The 21,564-nt window shown below is 54.0% G+C and carries 18 protein-coding genes; 13 read left to right on the top strand and 5 right to left on the bottom strand.

Translation table 11 applies throughout. The features are described from left to right. The first annotated feature begins 2 nt into the window (after positions 1-2). From gspG to gspM, 3 genes are all read left to right on the top strand, one after another. Positions 3-488, top strand: coding sequence for a type II secretion system major pseudopilin GspG (gene gspG, locus ACO6S1_RS01570; RefSeq protein WP_422344613.1), 486 nt, complete (start codon positions 3-5; stop codon positions 486-488). 153 nt (positions 489-641) lie between these two features. Next, on the top strand, positions 642-1,769 hold the full coding sequence (locus tag ACO6S1_RS01565) for a hypothetical protein (protein ID WP_422344612.1): 1,128 nt from the start codon (positions 642-644) through the stop codon (positions 1,767-1,769). After that, entirely contained in the window at positions 1,766-2,257 is a 492-nt protein-coding gene (gene gspM, locus ACO6S1_RS01560; protein ID WP_422344611.1) for a type II secretion system protein GspM, read from the top strand. The genes ACO6S1_RS01565 and gspM overlap by 4 nt, the downstream gene beginning before the upstream one ends. Here gspM and ACO6S1_RS01555 read toward each other — a convergent pair. Continuing rightward, positions 2,254-3,351 (bottom strand): acyl-CoA desaturase, encoded by a 1,098-nt coding sequence (locus ACO6S1_RS01555; protein ID WP_422344610.1) that lies wholly within the window; start codon positions 3,349-3,351, stop codon positions 2,254-2,256. The genes gspM and ACO6S1_RS01555 overlap by 4 nt on opposite strands. A 498-nt stretch (positions 3,352-3,849) precedes the next feature. Then, a complete protein-coding gene (locus tag ACO6S1_RS01550; RefSeq protein WP_422344609.1) occupies positions 3,850-4,632 on the bottom strand; it encodes a hypothetical protein in 783 nt (260 codons plus the stop codon). 216 nt (positions 4,633-4,848) lie between these two features. On the opposite strand from ACO6S1_RS01550, the gene ACO6S1_RS01545 reads away from it, so the two are divergent. The 3 genes from ACO6S1_RS01545 (at position 4,849) to ACO6S1_RS01535 (ending at position 10,685) form a co-directional block, all read left to right on the top strand. Further along, entirely contained in the window at positions 4,849-6,243 is a 1,395-nt protein-coding gene (locus ACO6S1_RS01545) for a cytochrome P450 (protein WP_422344608.1), read from the top strand. A gap of 216 nt (positions 6,244-6,459) precedes the next feature. Continuing rightward, a complete protein-coding gene (locus ACO6S1_RS01540; protein ID WP_422344607.1) occupies positions 6,460-7,572 on the top strand; it encodes an efflux RND transporter periplasmic adaptor subunit in 1,113 nt (370 codons plus the stop codon). Further along, on the top strand, positions 7,569-10,685 hold the full coding sequence (locus tag ACO6S1_RS01535; protein WP_422344606.1) for an efflux RND transporter permease subunit: 3,117 nt from the start codon (positions 7,569-7,571) through the stop codon (positions 10,683-10,685). Before ACO6S1_RS01540 ends, ACO6S1_RS01535 begins: the two co-directional genes overlap by 4 nt. Before the next feature lie 45 nt (positions 10,686-10,730). Here the strand turns inward: ACO6S1_RS01535 and ppc are convergent, their stop codons facing one another. After that, on the bottom strand, positions 10,731-13,448 hold the full coding sequence (gene ppc, locus ACO6S1_RS01530) for a phosphoenolpyruvate carboxylase (protein ID WP_422344605.1): 2,718 nt from the start codon (positions 13,446-13,448) through the stop codon (positions 10,731-10,733). A gap of 133 nt (positions 13,449-13,581) precedes the next feature. Next, on the bottom strand, positions 13,582-14,148 hold the full coding sequence (locus ACO6S1_RS01525) for an HNH endonuclease (RefSeq protein ID WP_422344604.1): 567 nt from the start codon (positions 14,146-14,148) through the stop codon (positions 13,582-13,584). A gap of 97 nt (positions 14,149-14,245) precedes the next feature. Between ACO6S1_RS01525 and gluQRS the strand changes: the two genes are divergently transcribed. From gluQRS to egtD, 5 genes are all read left to right on the top strand, one after another. After that, positions 14,246-15,136: a tRNA glutamyl-Q(34) synthetase GluQRS gene (gluQRS, locus tag ACO6S1_RS01520; RefSeq protein ID WP_422344603.1), complete on the top strand. Its 891-nt coding sequence runs from the start codon at positions 14,246-14,248 to the stop codon at positions 15,134-15,136. Positions 15,137-15,145: 9 nt separating this feature from the next. After that, positions 15,146-15,376 carry a hypothetical protein gene (locus tag ACO6S1_RS01515; protein ID WP_422344602.1) on the top strand — a complete coding sequence of 77 codons (231 nt, stop codon included), beginning with the start codon at positions 15,146-15,148 and terminating at the stop codon, positions 15,374-15,376. A gap of 12 nt (positions 15,377-15,388) precedes the next feature. After that, positions 15,389-15,967 carry a cob(I)yrinic acid a,c-diamide adenosyltransferase gene (locus ACO6S1_RS01510; RefSeq protein WP_422344601.1) on the top strand — a complete coding sequence of 193 codons (579 nt, stop codon included), beginning with the start codon at positions 15,389-15,391 and terminating at the stop codon, positions 15,965-15,967. Positions 15,968-16,138: 171 nt separating this feature from the next. Continuing rightward, the gene (egtB, locus tag ACO6S1_RS01505; protein ID WP_422346270.1) at positions 16,139-17,320 is read left to right on the top strand and encodes an ergothioneine biosynthesis protein EgtB; all 1,182 of its coding nucleotides are present in this window, start codon (positions 16,139-16,141) and stop codon (positions 17,318-17,320) included. A 23-nt stretch (positions 17,321-17,343) separates the two neighbouring features. Further along, the gene (gene egtD / locus ACO6S1_RS01500) at positions 17,344-18,303 is read left to right on the top strand and encodes an L-histidine N(alpha)-methyltransferase (RefSeq protein ID WP_422344600.1); all 960 of its coding nucleotides are present in this window, start codon (positions 17,344-17,346) and stop codon (positions 18,301-18,303) included. Positions 18,304-18,306: 3 nt separating this feature from the next. On the opposite strand, the gene ACO6S1_RS01495 is transcribed toward egtD, so the two are convergent. Further along, positions 18,307-19,431 (bottom strand): DUF1176 domain-containing protein, encoded by a 1,125-nt coding sequence (locus ACO6S1_RS01495; RefSeq protein ID WP_422344599.1) that lies wholly within the window; start codon positions 19,429-19,431, stop codon positions 18,307-18,309. Between the two features lie 91 nt (positions 19,432-19,522). Between ACO6S1_RS01495 and ACO6S1_RS01490 the strand changes: the two genes are divergently transcribed. Together ACO6S1_RS01490 and ACO6S1_RS01485 are read left to right on the top strand one after the other, a co-directional pair. Further along, on the top strand, positions 19,523-20,392 hold the full coding sequence (locus ACO6S1_RS01490) for a 3-hydroxyacyl-CoA dehydrogenase NAD-binding domain-containing protein (protein WP_422344598.1): 870 nt from the start codon (positions 19,523-19,525) through the stop codon (positions 20,390-20,392). Between the two features lie 24 nt (positions 20,393-20,416). Further along, positions 20,417-21,562, top strand: coding sequence for an epoxide hydrolase family protein (locus tag ACO6S1_RS01485; protein ID WP_422344597.1), 1,146 nt, complete (start codon positions 20,417-20,419; stop codon positions 21,560-21,562). Positions 21,563-21,564 lie beyond the last annotated feature (2 nt).

The following is a 21,564-nucleotide window of genomic DNA, read 5'->3' as shown; positions in this document are numbered from 1 at the left end:
TTATGTTCACAACCAAATCTGATCGTTTTGCCGATATTGCCCGACAAAAGCCATGTGACGAAAGAAAAAAGCGGAAAGCCAATGGATTTACGCTGGTTGAGTTGATGGTGGTGATCTTCATTCTCGGCTTGCTTACAACCGTGGTGGTGATCAACGTCTTGCCGAGCCAGGACCGCGCTATGGTGGAGAAGGCACGGGCAGATATTGCAACGCTGGGGCAGGCGCTGGAAATGTACCGGTTGGATAACCTGACCTATCCGACTTCTGCGGATGGACTTGCTGCATTGACCAGCGCTCCGGCTTCTCTGCCACCATCAGCCCGCTATCGACAGGGGGGCTATATCAAGACATTGCCTGACGATCCTTGGGGAAGGCCTTATCAGTATGATAATCCCGGCCGTAACGGTCCCGGTTTTGACCTTTATTCGCTGGGTGCGGACGGCGCGCCGGGCGGTGAAGAGGACAATGCGGATATTTACGCAGAATAGAATGCCACCAAAGGTGACAGCGTCAGCAAAATTGACTAGCTAACGGTCTTAATTGCCAGAAAAACTTTTCAACCGAGTCGGGGAGGCCATGTTGGAACAAAGTCCGTTGCCACCTCTGTTCGCCAATTTGTCGAAGCGGATCAACTACGGCTAATGTCAGAGGCTCAGCTCTTTATAACGGCTTTTTCGACGGCAGAGGGCGAGGCGCTGCGGTGGTGGCATTATGTCGACAATATGTTGGTGGCGAAGGGCTGTGACGCTGATCCACTGTTGGCAGCCGGCTTGAAACTGCCATCTGTTGAACAGGAACAGGTTTTTTACATTGCCTTGATGCCATCTGCTCTCTCGGTCGTGCGGTGGCATGAGCCATTGGAAGATCTTACGGATCAGCAAGCGCTGTCCGCAGCCCGAATTACGGCTCAAGAAAACAGTCTGGACTTGGAAAACCTGCATATTGCCGCCGTTTTGGACAGTGACGGACAGGCCGCGACAGCTTCTATTGGCAAGGACGTGATGGCTGCCGGACTGTTACGGCTTGAGGCTCGCGGGATTGATCCTGATGTGGTTGTTCCAGCCGGCTGGCTGGTCGCTCCGCAGGATGACGGGATTGTTGAAGCTGATTTCGGGTTTGAAACATTGTTACGCGGTGCGCAGTTTATTGCGCCCAATGAGCCGGCACTGCGAACGCAATTGGTCGGGGACAACAGCGTGACCGTCCTTTCCGAAACTGCGGTTGACAGGTTGCTGGCCAATGCAGCCGACAATAGCGGCTTGAACCTGCGGTCGGGTCCATTCACCAAAAAAGTCGCCAAATATATGAGCGCCGAACAAAAGCGGACGCTAGGTTGGTTAGCCGCTGCCGTGGTTATCGTCTCTTTACTTATCCCGGGAATAGAGCTGATGAAATATTACTGGGCAGCCAGTGAAGCCGAAACCGCCGCTCTGGCCGCTGCGGAACCTGTTATCGGCCCGGCCGAGACGGTCGATGCGGCGGAAAAATTGTTAAATGACCGGTTGATAAGCGAAAATCGTGGTAATATTGCTTTTTCGGTGCCTGCATCTGCCCTGTTTTCCGCGCTTCAACAGAGCCAGGCGGTGTCCATCGACCGGATCAGTTATCGCCGGGATGGCACTGTATCAACCACTCTATCCGCTGTCCGCAACGAAGATATTAATCCGGTTCTTATCGCTATCCAGAAGTCCGGTTTTGTGATCACCGCAACGCCGCGCACCGATGCCACCGGGTCGGCGAAAGCGGATGTTACTGTAAGGGCGCCATGATGACGGCAATCAAGGACTGGTTTCAGGCGCTGAGCCAACGAGAAAAGATATTAATCGGGATAATGGGATTTCTGATTGTGTTGGTTTTCGGATATTATGCCATCATCTCACCCTTTATCAACGCTTATGGGTCAGCCCAAAAAAACCATGCCGAAGCCGTTGACAGTCGGGCAAGGATCGAGGCGAAAGTGGCTGCCCTGACAGCGCCAGCGGACGGAAAAGTGAATCCGGTGGACGGTCCCCTTGATGTGTTTATCAGCCAAAATGCCGGCGAGGCCGGTTTTGCCGTCGGGCGACTGGATCCGCAAACTAACGGAACGGTTCGCTTGGCGATTGAATCTGCAAAGCCCACGGCATTGTTCGGCTGGTTGGCTCAACTGGAGATGCGCGGCATATCGGTCGAGGAACTCGCGGTAAATTCGGGGGCAAACGACACCGTTACGGCGACGATGCTGCTACGATCTGCGAAAACCCAAGCGGACGATTAGCCTGCGTCTGCAGGTGCCTTTGGTTGAGGGGCTACCGCCTCGTCGGCGAACATCAGGCCGCTATCAGCCTCTGACATGGCTTCTGGGCTCCGTTCTTCTCCGGCCACGACCAGTTTTTTCTCCTGCACCCAATTGCCTTCGCTATCGCGGACATATTTAGGCGCTCGCTGGACATTCCACACCAGACCCATTTTTTCCCAAAGCGAGATGATATAGCCGTTCACATCGACTTCCCACCACATCAGGCCAGCATAGGCCGAGCGCGGGTGCTGGTGATGGTTGTTGTGCCAGCCATCGCCAAAGGTCATCCACGCCATGAACCAGTTGTTGCGCGATCCGTCTTTGGTCTTGAATCGCTGCGAGCCGAAAACATGACCGATGCTGTTCACACCCATCACGAAGTTGAGAAAGAAGAAATTGCGGAAAAAACCGCCAATCAGAATGGTGCCGATAATATGTTCAGGGCCACCGAAGGCGAGAGCCCAAAGAGCCGGAAAAACAATGCTGGAGAAAATTGCGATTTCCCAGCGATGGCGGTGACACCAAAGAACCTGCGGGTCATCGATCAGGCCTTTGCCATATACGTTCATATCCGACGTGGTGTTGTCGAACAGCCAGCCGAAATGGGCGATGCCTAGGCCCTTCCACTTCGACATTTTCTTGCCATGCCCGTCAATATAAGGGCTGTGCAGATCGCCTACCCGGTCTGAAAAGGCATGATGGCGGCGATGATCGGCCGCCCATTTCAGTACCGAAGCCTGACAGGCCATTTGCGCCATGATACCGATAGCCAGACGCATCTTTGGTCCGGCTTCAAAAGCACGATGTGTATAGAAACGGTGATAGCCAATGCCAACGCCCATATTGATCAGGATATAACCGAACAGGAAGGCAGACCATTCCACCCAGCCGGTTGCATGGGTCAGCGTCCAATAGAGCGCCCCGACCGATCCGATCACCATAGAGGATAACAAGATGCCATATTCGATACGTTTGGCTCGCGCCGCCGGACCACCGATGATCACACCATGTTGCGGATGGGATTCGGAAGGTTCAAAATTGTCCGGTTGAATGTCGCGATACGCCGTCGCCATAGACTTGCCCCTGATACTATTTACATCAATGAAATTAACGGTTTTGGGCAAAGATTACAATTCTCTTAACTATTATTCGAACCGATATGGAGGCGATTGGCCGAAACGGTCAAAGATTCGTTTGAAATCAGCTCAATAACACTCGCGCAGCTGTGGCTTTGCCGCATCAACAGTCCATTTCAAACAGCGATTTCACAGGTTCAAAATACCGAAACTGCCTTTTGTTCGTTCTGGTAAGGGCGAAATATCAGGAGAATAAGGATCAAGAATCGCGATATGATTTTACCGCTACTGGCGCGAGGGTGACTGTTTTACCTGTTGCCGGAACTGCAGACCAGCCGCCGTATTGCGGTGCAAATGAGGAAATTCCGAAACTATTTATTGCCCGCGGCAAAAACAATCGCCGGGACGGGTCTCCTGCTGGATACAGGCAGTTTTGATGCCGCTCTCCCGAACAATCGCGAGATTGTGGTGGTTTGAGGGCTTATCGCCTACCCATCAATTGTCACTGACGTTGCGGCGCGATACTTCGCTGCGAGAAGATCGCGATGGCGCACGCGCGCGGGGTGCCTGGCGCGGCGCACTGCGCGCAGCTGGCGCTGATTGCCGGACTGCCGGACGGGCTTGCTGACCTCGTTGTTGCGTGGTCGCTGGTCGGGCAGTGCGTTCAGAACGAGCACTATTGCCCTGCCGGGTGCTGCGCCGCGCCTGTCTGGCTTCGCTATTGCGTTGACCGCGAATGGCACCGTCTCTCAACGCTGCGCGACCGGTGATTGCGCGATTGCCGTCATTGCGTTCGCTGCGCCTTTCTGCGCGACGTTCACGGCGGTCTGCCCGTTGTTCCGGGGTCAGGTCGCGCCAACGTTCACGGCGCTCGGCGCGCTGTTCTGGTGTCAGGTTGCGGCCGCCTTTGCGCACACCATCACGGCCACCGCGCCGGGCATGGCGTGAACCAAATTCTGCCCGTTGGCGTGCCCAATGATAACGGTGATGGCGCTTCATCGCATAGCGGGAACCGCGCCGGTCAAATATGTAGACGCCGTAACCGGGATAGTAGAAATTGTCATACCAGCCACCGCCAAATCCGATATTGGCATATCCATAACCATAGTCGCAGGCATAATAGTCATCAAAGGGTGCATAGGGATCGCAGGCATAACCCGCGCCATTGACATAGCCGTCGCCATAAGAGCCCCCACCATAGGCACAAGCGCTTAGGCCAAGCATTGCGCCGCCAAGCAGTGCCGGTTTCGCGAATTTCTGCAACCAAGACTTTGCCATGATCATTCCCCTCATCATCCAATCAGGTGGTGTCAATCATCACCGATCGGATTTATCTGTTCTAGACTGGCTTGGCCCCGCGAGTCCGATTTCATTTCCTGTTGCCCTATTTTGTAACATTGATGGATTGAATTGGAAGCGAACGCAGATGCTTGCTGACATTAATGAAAGTAGCTATTAAGAAGGTCTACCCCAAGTATTTCAGGAGCTTTCACTTTGGCAAGCGCAGCACAAGCCCACGGATATCCCTACACCGAAACGGCCAACCCGCATTGGGTCAAACCACCCCATAAAGATGCACTGGCGCATATACCGGGCGAAGAAGGCCTGCCGATTGTCGGCTCGACCCTGAAGATCATCAAGGATCCCATCGCCTTCGGTCGGCAAATGTTTGAAAAATATGGTTCCGTCTACCGGACATATAATTTTGGGAAACATAATGTGACGCTGCTTGGCGCGGATGCCACCGAATTGGTGTTGTTCAACAAGGACAAGATTTTCTCGAGCGAGCAGGGCTGGGGACCGGTACTCAACAATCTCTTTCCGCGCGGACTGATGCTCATGGATTTTGAGCGTCACCGGGCAGATCGCAAGGCGCTCTCTGTTGCCTTTAAACCGGGGCCGATGAAGCATCATTGCATGGTTTTGAACGAAGGCATAGCCGAGCGCGTCACCGAATGGAGCGGAACGGATTTCAAATTCTATCCTGCCATCAAGTCGCTCTCTCTCGATACCGCGGCCAGCGCGATTCTCGGTATCCCTTGGGGGCCGGAAGCGGACAAGATCAACAAGGCGTTTGTCGACGAAGTGCAAGCGTCAGTGGGCGTTGCCCGTTCACCCATCCCGTTCACCAAAATGTGGAGGGGGGTGAAGGCACGCGAATATCTGCTGAGCTATTTCACACCGCAAGTGAAGGAACGGCGCGCTAAGGGCGGTGAAGATATTTTCACGCAAATCTGTCTTGCGACGCATGAAGACGGGGAATTGCTGACTGAAGATGAAGTCGTCGATCACATGAACTTCCTGATGATGGCGGCACATGACACCATCACCTCATCCGCTACCAGCATGACCTATTTGCTCGCCAAACACCCGGAATGGCAAGACAAGGTGCGCGAAGAATGTCTGTCGGTCGCACCTGCTGGGCAGCCGCTATCCTTTGAAGATCTCGGCAAGCTGGAACTTACTGAAATGGCGTTCAAGGAGTCTCTGCGCTTGATTCCGCCGGTGCCAAGCATGCCGCGCCGGGCGATCAAGGAATTTACCTTCCGCAACTACACGATACCGGCCGGAACAAATATCGGGATCAGCCCGCAATTTGTTCACAAGATGGAAAAACACTGGCCGAACCCAATGAAATTTGATCCGATGCGCTTTACACCAGAGAATAGCGCCGGTCGTCACAAATATGCCTGGGTGCCCTTTGGCGGCGGTGCTCATATGTGTCTGGGACTGCACTTTGCCTATATGCAGATCAAGATCCTGATGCATGCCATGTTGACTCAAAACCGCGTCGTTCTCAGCGGCGGGCCGGATTATGAGCCCAATTGGCAGGTCTTTCCGATTCCGCAGCCGAGAGATGGATTGCCGGTGCGTCTGGAAAAACTTTAACAATCAGCTAGTCGCTGAGCAGCAAGCCGTTTCAATTGGCGGCTTTCGCCTTTTTGACTTTCTCACGAACTTGGACTGACATCGGTCCGATAGGTATTTGTACGTATTCTGTTGTCAGCAGATAAGGTAAATAATATGGTCTTTCCAGCACTTGGAAATTTTGACCCCCATGGACAGAGTTGGAAACGACCTTCCCATTAAAAAGGCAACCAACCGATGAAGTTTCGCGGTTCATGGCTACTGGCATTGCTGTTCACTTTGACGGCTTGCGGTGATGCCAACGGTGGCAGCGGCCAGCGTGGCGGCGCCCCAACGGTCGTTGGTGGCATAGTGACGCAAGCAGAATTTGTCAGCGAGATAGAGGCTGTCGGGACTGCATTCGCCAACGAACAGACAGTGATTACCTCTCCCGTGACCGAGCGAATAGAACGGATTGCCTTTTCTGATGGCGCGATTGTCCGGCGCGGCGCGGTTATCGCACAATTATCCCGCGGCGAGGAATCCGCCGATCTCAATTCGGTAGAAGCGCGCGCGCGCGAAGCAGAGAAACAGCTGGAGCGATTGACCGCGTTACAGGAGCGTGGCTTTGCCACCAATGCTGCAGTCGACGAACAGACAGCATTGCGTGATGGCGCGCGGGCAGACGCCAATGCGATCCGGTCGCGTATTTCCGACCGGGTCATACGTGCGCCCTTTGACGGCGTTTTGAGCTTGCGGACGGTATCGCCGGGTACAGTGGTGACATCGGGCAGTCCGATTGCCACAATTAGCGACATTTCATCGATCAAATTGGACTTTACAGTTCCCGAAAACTTTCTCTCGGCGCTGGAAACGGGGCAGGTGATTGAAGCCTCTACATCTGCTTATCCGGACCAGAGTTTTTTTGGCAGGATCGATAATATCAATCCGCTGGTTGATCCCCTTTCGCGAAGCGTGACCGTTCGCGCGATACTGCCAAACGGCCCGCGGCAGTTACGGCCCGGAATGTTGATGAGCGTGCGAATCGTTTCAGAAACCCGGACTGGCCTGGCCATTCCTGAAACGGCCTTGTTGGCACAGGGGGATCAGAATTTCGTTTTCCTGGTCGATAGCGAAGGAACCGCGCGGCGGACGCCGATTGAAATCGGCCTGCGTTCCAAAGGTATGGTCGAGGTAAGAAGCGGTGTTGCGCTGGGTAACAAGATTGTAGCTGACGGAACCGTCAAAGTGCGTGATGATGCGCCGGTCAATGCGGTGATTCCGGGTCAGAAGCCTGCTGCCAAGACCGCCGGGAAAACTGGCGGAAAGTCGCCAAATTCAAAGCGTGGTGATGGAGCTGGCGGGTCATGATTCTTTCTGACGTCTCCGTCAAAAGGCCCGTTTTTGCCGTTGTCCTTAGTCTTCTGCTGGTGCTCGCAGGTATCGTTGCTTTTCTCGATCTGCCGGTGCGGCAATATCCGGCGATTGAACCGCCGATTGTCTCGGTTGATGTCAATTATCCCGGGGCTGCAGCCAATGTTGTGGAATCGCGCATTACGCAAATATTGGAAGACCGGATTGCGGGGGTAGAAGGCATAGAGATGATACGCTCGTCCTCTCGCGATGGACGGTCTGATATTACCATCGAATTTTCTCCCGATCGGGATGTTGATGCGGCGGCCAATGATGTCCGCGACCGTGTTTCCGGCGCTTTGGACAATCTGCCCGAAGAATCCGATCCACCTGAAATTAACAAGGTAGACGCAGATGCGCGGCCATTCATGTGGCTGAACCTGACTGGTGAAGGGCGTGAGTCGTTATGGTTGGCCGACTATGCTGATCGGGTTCTGGTCGACCGCTTTTCCTCGATTGACGGTGTTGCCCGGGTACAGCCTAGCGGTGCCTCTCGCCCGGCTATTCGGGTTTGGCTGGACCGTGAGAAAATGGCTGCATCAGGCATCTCGCCCAATGATATTGAAGAAGCATTGCGGCGGGAAAATGTTGAGCTACCCGCCGGACGAGTTGAATCTTCCGATCTCAACCTGACGGTTCGTGTGGCCAGAGCCTATGCCAATGTCGACGATTTCCGGGCGCTGGTTATCCGTCGCACCGACGACGGTGCTTTTTTGCGCCTGGGTGATTTGGCCCGCGTCGAGCTGGGTCCGGAAAATATCTATGCCCATTTTCGCTCCAACGGACAGCCGGGGGTCGGTATGGGTATAATCCGGCAGTCGGGCGCAAATGAGTTGCAGGTTGCGAATGACATCAAGGATCGTATCGCGGAAATAACTCCTCTGCTGCCTCCGGGTGTGCAGCTAGCCGTCAGCTATGACAGCAGCGTTTTCATTGCCAAGGCGATTGAAAATGTCTGGCAAACGCTGGCCTTCGCGGCGATCCTTGTTATTTCGGTGATTTACCTGTTTCTCGGGTCTGTCCGCGCCACTATTGTTCCGGCGGTTACCGTGCCGATTTCCATCATCGGGACGTTTTTTGTCCTCTGGTTGCTTGGTCTTTCGATCAATCTGCTTACCTTGCTGGCGCTGGTTATGGCGATTGGTCTGGTGGTTGATGATGCGATTGTGGTGTTGGAGAACATCTATTCCCGCATTGAACGCGGAGAAAGTCGGTTGATCTCAGCCTTTGAAGGCGCGCGGCAGGTCGGGTTCGCGGTCGTTGCGACCACTGCTGTGGTGGTGGCCGTATTTGTCCCGGTCATGTTTTTGCCTGGCGAAACCGGACTTTTGTTTCGCGAACTGGCGATCACTATGATTGTCGCCGTTTCCATTTCTACCTTTGTCGCGCTGACGCTGATCCCGGTTATGTGCTCCAAGATCCTGAAAAAGGGCGGCGGCGAAACCAAGTTGAGCCGCTATGTTGATGACAAGTTCCGGCAAACCAGCGTCCGCTATGAGAGCATCCTTTCGCGCTGGATCAGCAAACCGTTTCTTCTCGGCGGTATCGCGTTTGGACTGGCCGCCCTGTTTGCCGGGATCGGCTTGCAGACATTGAAAAGCGAGGTTGCGCCGCCGGAAGATACCGGTTTCATGTTTGGCCGCGCGACCATTTCCGAAGGTGCCGGTTGGGACCGTTTGGTAAGGGTGATGTTTGATTTGGAAGAGCTTGCGCTGCCGCTCACCGAAGACGATGGTCCGCTGCGCCGTGTCCTGTTCCGTGCGCCGGGTTCCTTTGGTCCTTCTGCAGATTTTTCATCCGGTCGCATGATCATGTTCCTGAAGCCATGGGATGAGCGCGACATGACCACGGCTGAAACTGTTTCGGCAGTCAATGGACTGTTCCGTGACTATCCCGCTGCCCGCGTGTTTGTTTCCGGCGGATCCACTATCGGCGGGCGGGGCGGTGAAGCCATACGTTTCGTTATTGCCGGTGATACTTACGAAGAATTGACGCGAGCCCGCGACGCTTTGTTTGTTGCGGCAGATGAATATCCCGGCATTGCGACACTGGAATCGGACTATAAAGAAACCCGTCCGCAACTGGTGGTCAACGTCAACAGGCTACGAGCGGCTGACCTTGGTGTTTCGGTCGAAGAAATCGGTCGGACTCTGGAAACGATGATGGGATCACGCAATGCCGGAACATATGTCGACAGGGGTGAGGAATATGATGTCATATTGCAGGCGGAACCCGAGGACAGGGTAACGGCAGAGGATCTCGCCAATGTTTATGTTCGTGCCCGGGATGGAAATCTCGTGCCCTTATCAGGTCTTGTATCGCTGGCCAGCCGAGCAGAAGCTGGCGAATTAAACCGGTTCAACAAGTTGCGAGCGATCACACTGGAAGGCACGGTTGCAGAGGGCTATTCGCTCGGTGAGGCGCTATCTTTTCTGGATGAGGAAGCGGCTTCGTTGCCCGAAGTCGTGTCTATCGGTTATGAAGGACAGAGCCGAGCACTCCGCCAAACGGGTGGCTCGATCTGGCTTGTTCTAGGCTTTACAGTCATATTGGTTTACCTCGTTCTCGCGGCGCAATTTGAAAGTTTCATAAGTCCGCTGATCATCATTCTCGGCGTGCCATTGGCCGTGAGTGGTGGATTGTTGGGTCTCACCGTGATGGGCGGCACGCTTAATCTCTACAGCCAGATCGGTTTGGTTATGTTGGTCGGGCTGGCGGCAAAAAATGGTATCTTGATTGTCGAATTTGCCAATCAGTTGCGTGATGAGGGCATGAAATTCGAAGAGGCAATTTTGAAATCAGCCAAACGCCGTTTCCGTCCTGTTTTGATGACATCAATCGCCACGGTCGCGGGTGCATTGCCGCTTATGTTGGCAACTGGAGCCGGGGCAGCAAGCCGCGAGGCGATCGGAACTGTGATCGTCTGGGGTGTAGGTATATCGACGATATTGACGCTTATCATCATACCTTCATTCTATTACTTGCTGGCCCGCAGTACCGGCAGTCCGTTGGCTGTTACCCGCCGGCTCAAGAGTCTGCGGCATGGCAAGGAAGTTGCCGCCAACGCCTAGGTCGATTTACTAAAAGCCAGCTATCGGGCAGAGCCCGATAAAATCCTATCCACTATTGCGCAGTGCGGTCGCAATCGCATTGAGAGACAATTGTATCCCTTCGCCAATCCGCGAATCCTCTTCTCCGGCTCGCAGGCGTTTCATGAGTTCAATCTGCAGATGGTTCAGTGGTTCTATATAGGGCAGCCGCAACTCGATACTGTTGAACAGCGCCGGGCTTTTTGCGAGCAAATGCGGCTGATCGGTTATTTCCAGCAAGATATCGCGTGTCTGCTCCCACCCTGATCGGATACGATTGAAATAGTGCTCTCGCACGGCCTTGTCCTCAACCAGCTCCGCATAGCGCGCGGCAATGCCCATGTCGGATTTGGCTAGCACCATTTCCATGTTGGACAGGCTCGCCTGAAAGAAGGGCCAGCTTTGCGCCATATCTTTAAGTTTCTGGGTATCATCAAAGGCAGTCAGCGCCTGTCCGACACCATACCAGCCCGGCAGCATCACGCGTGCCTGCGCCCAGCTGAACACCCAAGGTATGGCGCGCAAATCTTCAATCTTGTCGCTTTTTGTCCGGCTGGCGGGACGCGACCCGATTTTCAGCTTGGCGATTTCGGTCAGCGGGGTCATCTGGCGGAAGAAGGTTCGGAAGCTGTCCTTGCCATAAACCAGATCGCGATATTCCGCGAAGGCTGTCTGCGAAATCGCGTCCATTGCATCGGCAAAACTGGCCTGAACCTTCTTGTCGGACGGATCGGGTTCGAGTGAGCGCAGCAATACCGCCGAGGTCATGGCTTCAAGATTGGCTTCTGCGACTGCCATTGTGCCATATTTGGCGGCAATGACTTCACCCTGTTCGGTAATCCTGATGCGACCGTCGACGGTTCCTTTGGGCTGCGCCTTGATCGCGCCAAAAGCCGAGCCGCCACCACGGCCCACAGCGCCGCCGCGGCCATGGAAAAGCTGCATCTTCACGCCAGCCTGTTCGAAAACGGGTGTTAGCGCCTGACTGGCTTTGAACAGGCTCCAGGTGGAGGTCAGATAGCCACCGTCCTTGTTGCTGTCCGAGTAACCGATCATCACTTCCTGCGCGCCGCGCGTACGGGTGAGGGCGTGCATTTCCGGCAGGGCAAAAAAGTCGGTCATGACTTGCGGCGCGTTTTCCAGATCGGCGACGGTTTCAAACAGAGGTACCGCCATGATGGGGCAGGTGGGGGCTGCCTTGTCATCTGCCGATGCGCGGTACAGGCCCGCTTCCATAAGCAGGACATAAACTTCCAATATGTCGGATACGGTCTCGCCATTGCTGATATTGTAATTGACGATGACGTCCGGCCCATATTGCTCATGGGCCTCAGTCGCCGCGTGCAGGATGGACAGCTCCTTGGCGGTTTCTTCGCTATAGTTGATCCACGGGCTTACCAGCGGACGGTTATTAGCCAATTCCTGCCGGAGGATTTTCACGCGGGTCTCTTCGTCCAGTGACAGATAATCAGTTTCAACACCGGCTTCGGCAAGCAATTCGGCAACAACCCGTTCGTGAATGCGGCTATTCTGGCGCATGTCGAGTGTCGCGAGGTGAAAGCCGAAAAGTTCTACCGTGCGGATAAGTCGTCCGAGGGCTCCAGAGGTAGCGAACACGCCTTTACCACCGGCACGCAGCCCGTGCGCAAGCGTAACAAGATCTTCGCGCAATTGCTGCGGATTATCATAAGGCTCGGCCATAATGGGCGAGGGTCGTCCGGGGACATGACCGCATAGTTTCAAATGCGTGGCGGACAGACGTGCATAGATGCCGGACAGCGCCCGGCGATAGGGCTCATCTTTGCGACTTGGTGCATCATCGCCGCTGGCTTCGGCCAAAGCGAGCACTTCATCTGGTACCGCGGCCAATTCGGTGGAAATGCTCAGTTCAGCGCCCATCGCGTGGATGCGGGCGAGATAATAACCGATGACCGTCTCTGCCGCGCGTGACAAGGCCTCACGCATCGCATCAGCATCGACAAAGGGATTGCCGTCGCGGTCTCCCCCGATCCAGCTGCCAAGTTTCAAAAAATTGGGCAGTCGAGCGCCAAGCACCTTTTCCCATTTGCCGTAGAGCTTTGGCAAAACTGGCAAGAAAACGTCACGCATGTAGCTTTGCGAAATCTGCACCTCATCGGTTACAAACAGACGTTCACGGCGCAACGGCCGGGTCTGCCACAGCAGCGCGATTTGTCGCATGATCGCTTCATCAAGTACGTCGCCTTCGGGCGTATTGTCCGCTCCCGCATCTTTCATCAGAAGCAATTCGGCAATCCGTGCCTTGTGGTCGATCATGCTCTTGCGCCGCACCTCGGTGGGGTGAGCGGTTAGTACCGGCGCGATAAGAGCATCGTCGAGCAATGCCAGAACCGCTTTTTCATCGACTCCCTCGGCGGCGAGCTTTGTAATAGCCTCTGCAACGGTTGCGCCTTCTTCCGCCGCCACGCCCTGGCGATCCTCAGCCAGATTGGCGAGCAGTGAAAAGAGCATGAAGCCCCGCACAAAGGCGGTCGTTTCATCCAGCGAAAGCGCATCCAGACCCGGATCAATGGCATCGGCATCGGCTACGCCACGATGCCGGTCGACGCTGGTCGAGCGAATATATTCGGTGCGGCGATACAGTTCTTCACCGCCATAGCTGCGGATTACATCACCGAGCAGCTTGCCGAGATATTTAATATCAGGATTTTGGCGCACAACCAAAGGCGGTGTGGCCGACGATTCATTGGGGAGGATATCAGTCATGTCGCTTTGCTGCACGGCTGTGACAACGTGGTCAAGAAAATCCTCGTGATCGTAACTATTGAAACGACCTGGACTGTTTGGAAGAATATTTGACGGGGATTAAACCGCTACGGCAGCCTGATCCCGTGATCGCCTAACCCTCCAGTTCTATATCCCAATAGAGCCAGTCATGCCACGTATCGTGGAGGAAGTTCGGCGGGAAAGCGCGACCATGTTCCTGCAACTGCCAATTGGTTGGTTTGATCGGCCTGCTTGATAGCTGCATATGCGCTTCCTTGGGCGTGCGGCCGCCTTTTTTCAGGTTGCAGGGTAGGCAGGCAGTAGCAACATTTTCCCAAGTCGTGCGGCCTTTCTGGCGACGCGGAATGACATGGTCGAAGGTAAGATTGTCGAGGCTGCCACAATATTGGCACATGAACTTGTCGCGCAGAAACAGGTTAAACCGGGTGAAGGCCGGGTATTCCGAAGGTTTTACGTAGTTTTTGAGCGCAATAACCGACGGAATTTTCATGTCGAGGCTAGGACTATGAACTTCGCGTTCATAGCTTGAGACTATATTCACCCGGTCCAGGAAGACCGCCTTGATTGCGGTTTGCCAGGGCCAAAGGCTCAATGGATAATAGGACAGCGGCGTATAATCAGCGTTCAGCACCAGCGACGGGCAACTTTCGGGATGCCGCAACAGGTCGGGGTGATACATAGGCTAACTACTCCCTTAGTCTTTGACTGAAGACCCTTTATCCGCAAGAACATGACATGGTCATTACAACTGACATGCAAACAACATTATCTGCGCTATGACGTCAAGAGGGTATGTCAGCCAAGATGTTGTGGTCCGCTTTGCACCCAGCCCCAACGGATTGTTGCATCTAGGGCATGCCTATGCCGCTTGCTTCGCCCATGATTATGCGCGGGAGCGCGGCGGGAAATTGCTGCTCAGAATAGAGGATATTGATAGCGGGCGTAGCAAACCGGAGTTTGTCGCTGCGATTCTGGCGGATTTGCGGTGGCTGGGTCTTGACTGGGATGATGCGGTTATTTTTCAGTCTGACCGGCTAGACAGCTATGCCGAGGCGGCTGGTCGTCTGAGGCAACAGAATTTGCTATATCCCTGTTTCTGTAGTCGCTCCGATATGCGTGCGGTGTTCGAGAAACAAGGGTATGACAAAGGACCGGATGGACCTATCTATCCCGGAACTTGCCGAAGACTTGATCCCGATCAAGCCGCTGAAAGAATGAAATCCCAACCCTATAGCTGGCGTCTCGATGTTGCAAAAGCGCTCCTGTTGACCGGCGATCTTGTCTGGCATGATGCAAGATTTGGTGATCAACATGCTGTCCCGGCGGCGATGGGCGATGTTGTGCTTGTCCCGAAAGACACGCCGGTCAGCTATCATCTTGCTGTAACGCTGGATGACGCGCGCGATGGTATAACGCATGTCGTTCGCGGCGTTGATCTTTTTGCCTCAACGCATATCCACCGCTTGTTACAGGCACTGCTCGATCTACCTGTACCGCATTATGTGCACCATCCGGTGCTGCTGGATGAGACCGGTAGCAAGCTTGCAAAAAGCCGGGATTCTGCATCTTTAGCCGTATTGAGAAACAGGGGTGTAGATGGCAAATCGCTGATAGAAAATTTAAGGAAAAATATATTCCCAGTTGGAATTACTCTGGCGAAGGACTAGTTAGAAGAAATGAGCTATATTTTAATATTGTTAATCCTGCTGGCGGCCGGCGCCGTCGTTTTTGCTTTGGTGCGCGGACTTATTGCTTTTGCCAATATGGAACCGGAAGATGTTGATGCCGATGGCGTGACCGCTTCGCACAAGAAACAGAATGAAATGATGTTCGCACGGGTGAAGTATCAGGCCATTGCTGTCATATTGGTCGCACTGTTACTATTACTGGCCGGGGGTCAGAGTTAAGACCTGCGAACCATGGTTAAACTCAACAAGATTTACACCAAAACCGGAGACGGAGGAACTACGGGGCTTGTCGACGGGTCGCGTGTTGCCAAAAGTGATCCGCGCATGGCAGCCATCGGTGACGTCGATGAGCTTAACAGTGCGCTGGGTATCGCGATTTGCGAGATTTCGGACGCTGTACTGACTCAATCCCTGCGCGTCATCCAGAACGATTTATTTGATCTTGGCGCTGATCTTGCGACACCCGCAGATGAGGGCGATGACTTTGCGCCATCGGATATGGTTTTACGGGTAACGCCGTCCCAAGTGGAGCGTTTGGAGGCCGAAATTGATACGATCAATAACGACCTTGAACCATTGACAAGCTTTATCCTGCCAGGCGGGGAAAAATCAGCAGCCGCCATTCATTTGGCCCGTACCATAGCGCGGCGGGCAGAACGGACCGCCGTGGGCGCTGCACAGGTGATAGCGATTAACCCACAGGCTTTGGCCTATATCAACCGGTTGTCGGACTATCTATTTGTGCTGGGGCGGATGCTTAATAATGGCGGTAAAGCTGACATCTTGTGGGTACCTGGCGCTTCCCGCTAATCTGGGCTTTCGTTGCGCAAACGCGCCCAAAAATGCAAATTTGCAACCCACTGGCGAAAATATAAGCGGTTGACCCCTTGGTCGTTCGCTCTATGTTCCCAGGGAATGCAATGAGCGGATGGAGTAGGAACAATCGCTGGCCGAGCCGAAAATATTATCACGCCCCCCTCGATTTCCAGCAATTCTGATCGACGCGCAGCATTAGCGCAATGTTATCAAAAGGTCCGTGCGCACAGCATTTCACTGGTTGCCAATTTGAGCGATGCCGACGCCACCGTGCAGTCGATGGAAGATGCTTCCCCGGCAAAATGGCACTTGGCCCATACCAGCTGGTTCTTTGAAACCTTCCTGTTGCGCGATCACGCAACAGATTATCAGACATTTGACGAAGGCTATGCCTATCTGTTCAACAGCTATTACGAAGCCGAGGGCGCGCGTCACGCACGGCCGGATCGGGGTTTGCTAACCCGGCCATCGCTGGACGAGATACGCGATTATCGCGCTCATGTTGATACCGCGATGCTTGCGGCGATAGGTGGATTTTCTGAAGCCCTGCTCGATCTGCTCGAACTGGGACTGCACCACGAACAACAGCATCAGGAATTGTTGCAGACCGATATATTGCATCTGTTTTCGCGCAATCCAATTGGTCCCGCTGTTACCGAACCCAAGCCACGTCCGGCTATTATAGAAACACCCATGCAATGGATTGTTGGTGAAAGCGGAATCCAATCCATCGGCCATGATGGTGACGGTTTTGCCTTTGATTGTGAAGGGCCGCGTCATGACGTGATATTGCACCCACACGCCATCGGCGATCGGCCTGTTACCAATAGCGAATGGGCGGAGTTCATCGCTGATGGAGGCTATGCAAATCCGGCCCATTGGCTGTCCGACGGCTGGGCATGGGTCCAGCAAGAAAATATATCTGCGCCACTCTATTGGCGCACCCGTGGCGGGGAGATGGAAGAATTTACCTTACAAGGTTGGCGCAAGATCGTGCAGTGTGCGCCTGTCAGACATATCAGCCTGTATGAAGCGGATGCCTATGCAAGCTGGGCGGGAGCACGTTTGCCGACCGAGGCCGAATGGGAGGTCGCAGCTGAGAACGGATTGCCAGACACTGGCGCGGTTTGGGAATGGACGGGTAGCGCTTACCGCCCCTATCCCGGATTCAAAGCCGCCGAAGGCGCAGTCGGTGAGTATAATGGCAAATTCATGTCGGGGCAATTTGTGCTCAGAGGCGGCAGTGCAGTTACTCCTCCTGGTCATTTGCGACCCACCTATCGTAATTTCTTCTATCCGCATCAGCGCTGGCAATTTACCGGCCTGCGGCTCGCCAAAGACCTTTAATCGCGCAAAGGACGCTCCCTCCAATGGATATGACAGTCAGCCGGGTTGATCTGGCGTTCCGCAATGATGTGCTGCGCTGTTTCGAGCAGGAAACGCACGCTATACCAGCCCGCTGGCTCTATGACCGGGCAGGATCGGAATTGTTCGAACAGATTACACAGCTGCCAGAATATTATCCGACCCGCACAGAAACCAGTTTGTTGGAACGCTATTGCGGCGAGGTTGCCGAGATGGCTGGCAGTGGCCGTGCCGTTATAGAATTCGGCTCCGGCAGTTCGACGAAAACGCCGCATCTTCTGAGAGCTACAAAGCCTGCTGCATATGTTCCGATCGATATTTCTGGTGATTTTTTGGCGGATAGTGCGGCACAACTGCAGGAGCAGTTTCCGAATTTGCCGATTTATCCGCTTGAGGCAGACTTCATGCGACGAATAGATCTGCCAGATCAAGTCTCGTCCAGTCCAAAACTTGGCTTTTTCCCGGGCTCTACCATAGGAAACATGATCGCGCGCACATCTGTCGATTTGCTTCGTTTCATGCGCGAAACACTGGGCGAGGGGGCGCAACTCCTGATCGGCTTTGACCGGATCAAAGATATCGATGTTCTGATTGCAGCCTATGATGATAGCGCCGGAGTCACGGCGGAGTTTTCACTGAACCTACTGCACCGGATAAATCGCGAGCTCGATGGCAATATTGCAGTCGATCAATTCCGGCATATCGCTGAATGGAATGACATCTATGCGCGGATAGAGATATATCTGGAAGCGCAGACGGATGTGGAATTTTCAATCGACGGTTCTGCATTTAGCATTGCAAAGGGCCAACGCATTCACATCGAAAATAGCCACAAATACGGTCTGCGCGATGCGCGTCTGATGCTGAGAGCTGGCGGCTGGTCACCCGTTCGTGAATGGAGCGATGAAAAGGACTATTTTTCACTTATTCTGGTAGAAGCACACCCCTACAAGAACGCACCTTAGAATCTATTCGATGGCGTCGTCGGAAGGCGTGGTCTGTTGCGCCAAGGATTCAGCTTTCCGATAATTTGCGCGCCAGGTGGTAATCCATTCATAAGCGCCACGGCATTCGTGCATGCTGCTTGCTTCGATCAGCCGGAACTGTTCCCCATCCCAGATGAAGCTCTCTGCACTACCGCAATCGCCAATGCCCCTACCTTTGGCGAAGCTGCTTAGTATTTGCCGGTTCTCTTCCCAATGGGCGTTAACCAGCAAGGGTTGGCTTTCTTCGTCGCTCCAACTGGGTTGAAAATCAAAAGTCGCGGGGCGAAAAGTCCAGCTGGCACCGTCTTTCTCACTGCCTTTGATTTCTCCGATATAGGCAGCACTGGAAAGATTATAGGCGCCGGACCCGCAGGACATCAGGACAAGAGCACGATAACGATCATCTTTTTGGCCAAGCGGAAAAATTTGATCCTCAACAACACCGAAACGATCATCTTTGCAAACCGAATTCTCAACCAGATCCACAATCTCTGAAGTTGCTGGAATCCGTTGGGCCGGTGCCCATTGATTGGTTGCAATCATTGGTATTTCGGTTTTCTGGGGCCGGTATGTGCGACGACCCTTGGCAATCAAAGCTGTGCGGGTATAAGCCCTTTTCTGCTGTTGATCGATATAGCGTAGCGCGGCCATCGATCCGGCCAGCGAGATTTGGGTAAGACTTGATCCATCCGGTCCGGTAACGTTCAACTTTCGACCGCGCGCAATGGCCCTTGTTACCTTTTTAGCATTTTCGCCGGTGATTTCGATCGGATATTCGCCCTGACTTATTGGTCCGGTGTCTACGACCCTGCCGTCCACAATCATCTGGTAACCGCTGACACCCGCATCCTGGACCAGCACGCGTATTTTCAATATGTCATCCCTGCCAGCGGTCCGGCTGATATATATCGGTCCACCCCAATCACTGAATCCGCCGCTCGCATCATCAACCAAAGAAACTGCCTGGCAATTACCGCCATTGTCACAACCGACAGACCAGTCCCTGAATACCTGCACTTCGCCGGGAGCCGGCAACGGTATAGGCGCGTTAGCGGTTGTTGCCGCTGTCATTGCCATGAAGACCATAGTGGAAATAATAGGGGGCATATTTGTAATCTAGCCAGTTTGATCGACAATCGCTAGTGCCTTGTTACATCAGGATTAACAGACAGGTCATGATAAAGAAAAGGGACGGTAGATGAAATCAATCGGTATTATTGGATCGGGACAAATGGGTGCCGGTATTGCGCAGGTTTCGGCGCAAGCGGGTTATCATGTCTATTTGTCGGATATGAACCAGGAAATTGCCGAAAAGGGCAAGGCCGGGATTGCTAAACAATTGTCCCGGCTGGTGGAAAAGGAAAAGATTGAGCAACAGGCGGCACAGACGGCGCTTGACCGGATTGAAGCTGTTGGTTCCCTCGATCCCATGGCCAGTTCCGATATTATCATCGAAGCGGCAACCGAGCGGGAAGATATCAAGCGTCAGATTTTTGCCGCGGCATCCGAGGTGCTTGGTCATCAGTCGCTGCTTGCGTCAAACACATCGTCGATTTCGATTACCCGTCTGGCCCAAGCGGTCAAAGATCCATCCCGTTTTATTGGTGTCCATTTTTTCAATCCAGTACCTCTCATGGGCCTTGTCGAAATTATTCGTGGTTTGGCGACCAGCGATCATAGCGTCGCTATGGCCAGCGAATATGTGAAAGCAGTGGGCAAGCAGGCGGTATTGGCGAAAGATTCCCCCTGTTTTGTAGTCAATCGCATTTTGCTGCCGATGCTCAACGAAGCGTTTTTTGCGCTTGGTGAAGGCACGGCGTCGATGGAAGATATTGATCGCGGCGTGCAGCTTGGTCTCGGGCATCCGATGGGGCCGATTACATTGGCGGATATGATTGGCCTGGATACATTGCTCGAAATTCTTCGCGTGCTGCAGAATGACTTTGGTGATCCCAAATACCGGCCCGCACCGATATTGCTGAAATATGTCGAAGCGGGATGGCTGGGACGCAAAACCGGCAAGGGTTTTTATGACTATTCGGGTGAAGCACCAATCCCTACAATGTAAGCGGGACTAAATGGAGGCGATGCGATGAGCGATAATATCAGGGACTTTCAGATTGATATTCCGCAGTCGGCATTAAACGATTTGCAGACCCGACTGGCTATGACCCGTTGGCCTGACCCTGAGCCGGTGGATGATTGGTCTCAGGGAATCCCGCTGGCCTATGTACAGCAGGTGACCGACTATTGGCGTGATGAATATGACTGGCGACGTTGCGAGGCTGCGCTCAACCGATATGCGCACCATATGACCAACATTGACGGCGTTGATATCCACTTCATGCACATCCGCTCACCAGAAGCGGAAGCACGGCCACTGATCATGACCCATGGCTGGCCGGGCTCGATCGTTGAATTTATGGATGTAATCGGTCCACTCACCGATCCGTTAGCCTATGGTGGAGACGCTAAAAATGCCTATCATCTCGTTATTCCGTCTCTGCCCGGATATGGTTTTTCCGGCAAGCCTGCCGAAACCGGCTGGGGCGTGGAGCGGATCGCACAGGCGTGGAACGTGCTGATGACACGGCTGGGCTATAATCGTTATTTCGCTCAGGGCGGTGACTGGGGAGCGCTGGTGACATCGGCTATCGGCGTGCAGAATCTCGGCAATTGTGCGGGTATCCATCTCAATCTCGTGGTCGTCGGGACGCCGCCCGAAGAGGTGCTGAAAAAACCGACGCCAGAAGAGCAAGCCTCGCTGGCGCGTTTCTCTAACTACCAGACACAGGGCGGCGGCTATGCTGAAATTCAACGCACCAAGCCACAGACCTTGGGCTATGGGCTGGCGGACTCGCCCGTGGGCCAGATGGCCTGGGTGCTGGAGAAATTTCAGGGCTGGTCTGATGGTGCGACGACACCAGACGACAGCTTTGACCGTGATCGGTTGCTCGACAATATCATGCTCTACTGGCTGAACAATGCCGGGGCATCATCTGCGCGGCTTTATCGGGAGAGCTTTGGTAATCCCAATGTTGACCCTGTCCACCTTGCGGCGGGATGCAGCATCTTCCCTAATGAGATTATGGCTCCCTCTCGTCGCTGGGCGGAGCAGCGGTTCAAGAACCTTCAATATTGGGGCGAGGCCGACAGAGGTGGTCATTTTGCGGCCATGGAAGTGCCGGAGCTGTTTATGCGCGAAGTGCGTGGTTGTTTTGGCCAGATGGACCTGTAACG

This window comes from Parasphingorhabdus sp. (assembly GCF_965233695.1).
GTDB lineage: Bacteria > Pseudomonadota > Alphaproteobacteria > Sphingomonadales > Sphingomonadaceae > Parasphingorhabdus.
Note: the sequence above shows the minus strand (reverse complement) of the source record. Positions and strands in the feature narration are given on the sequence as shown.

Bases quoted from the DNA above. Each gene is read 5' to 3' on its own strand.
- gspG (WP_422344613.1), top strand. From the start codon at position 3: ATGTTCACAACCAAATCTGATCGTTTTGCCGATATTGCCCGACAAAAG.
- ACO6S1_RS01510 (WP_422344601.1), top strand. From the start codon at position 15,389: ATGGTTAAACTCAACAAGATTTACACCAAAACCGGAGACGGAGGAACT.
- ACO6S1_RS01550 (WP_422344609.1), bottom strand. From the start codon at position 4,632: ATGGCAAAGTCTTGGTTGCAGAAATTCGCGAAACCGGCACTGCTTGGC.
- ACO6S1_RS01535 (WP_422344606.1), top strand. From the start codon at position 7,569: ATGATTCTTTCTGACGTCTCCGTCAAAAGGCCCGTTTTTGCCGTTGTC.
- ACO6S1_RS01490 (WP_422344598.1), top strand. From the start codon at position 19,523: ATGAAATCAATCGGTATTATTGGATCGGGACAAATGGGTGCCGGTATT.
- gluQRS (WP_422344603.1), top strand. From the start codon at position 14,246: ATGACGTCAAGAGGGTATGTCAGCCAAGATGTTGTGGTCCGCTTTGCA.
- egtD (WP_422344600.1), top strand. From the start codon at position 17,344: ATGGATATGACAGTCAGCCGGGTTGATCTGGCGTTCCGCAATGATGTG.
- ACO6S1_RS01525 (WP_422344604.1), bottom strand. From the start codon at position 14,148: ATGTATCACCCCGACCTGTTGCGGCATCCCGAAAGTTGCCCGTCGCTG.
- gspM (WP_422344611.1), top strand. From the start codon at position 1,766: ATGATGACGGCAATCAAGGACTGGTTTCAGGCGCTGAGCCAACGAGAA.
- ACO6S1_RS01565 (WP_422344612.1), top strand. From the start codon at position 642: ATGTCAGAGGCTCAGCTCTTTATAACGGCTTTTTCGACGGCAGAGGGC.
- ACO6S1_RS01485 (WP_422344597.1), top strand. From the start codon at position 20,417: ATGAGCGATAATATCAGGGACTTTCAGATTGATATTCCGCAGTCGGCA.
- ACO6S1_RS01515 (WP_422344602.1), top strand. From the start codon at position 15,146: ATGAGCTATATTTTAATATTGTTAATCCTGCTGGCGGCCGGCGCCGTC.
- ACO6S1_RS01555 (WP_422344610.1), bottom strand. From the start codon at position 3,351: ATGGCGACGGCGTATCGCGACATTCAACCGGACAATTTTGAACCTTCC.
- ACO6S1_RS01540 (WP_422344607.1), top strand. From the start codon at position 6,460: ATGAAGTTTCGCGGTTCATGGCTACTGGCATTGCTGTTCACTTTGACG.
- ppc (WP_422344605.1), bottom strand. From the start codon at position 13,448: ATGACTGATATCCTCCCCAATGAATCGTCGGCCACACCGCCTTTGGTT.
- ACO6S1_RS01495 (WP_422344599.1), bottom strand. From the start codon at position 19,431: ATGCCCCCTATTATTTCCACTATGGTCTTCATGGCAATGACAGCGGCA.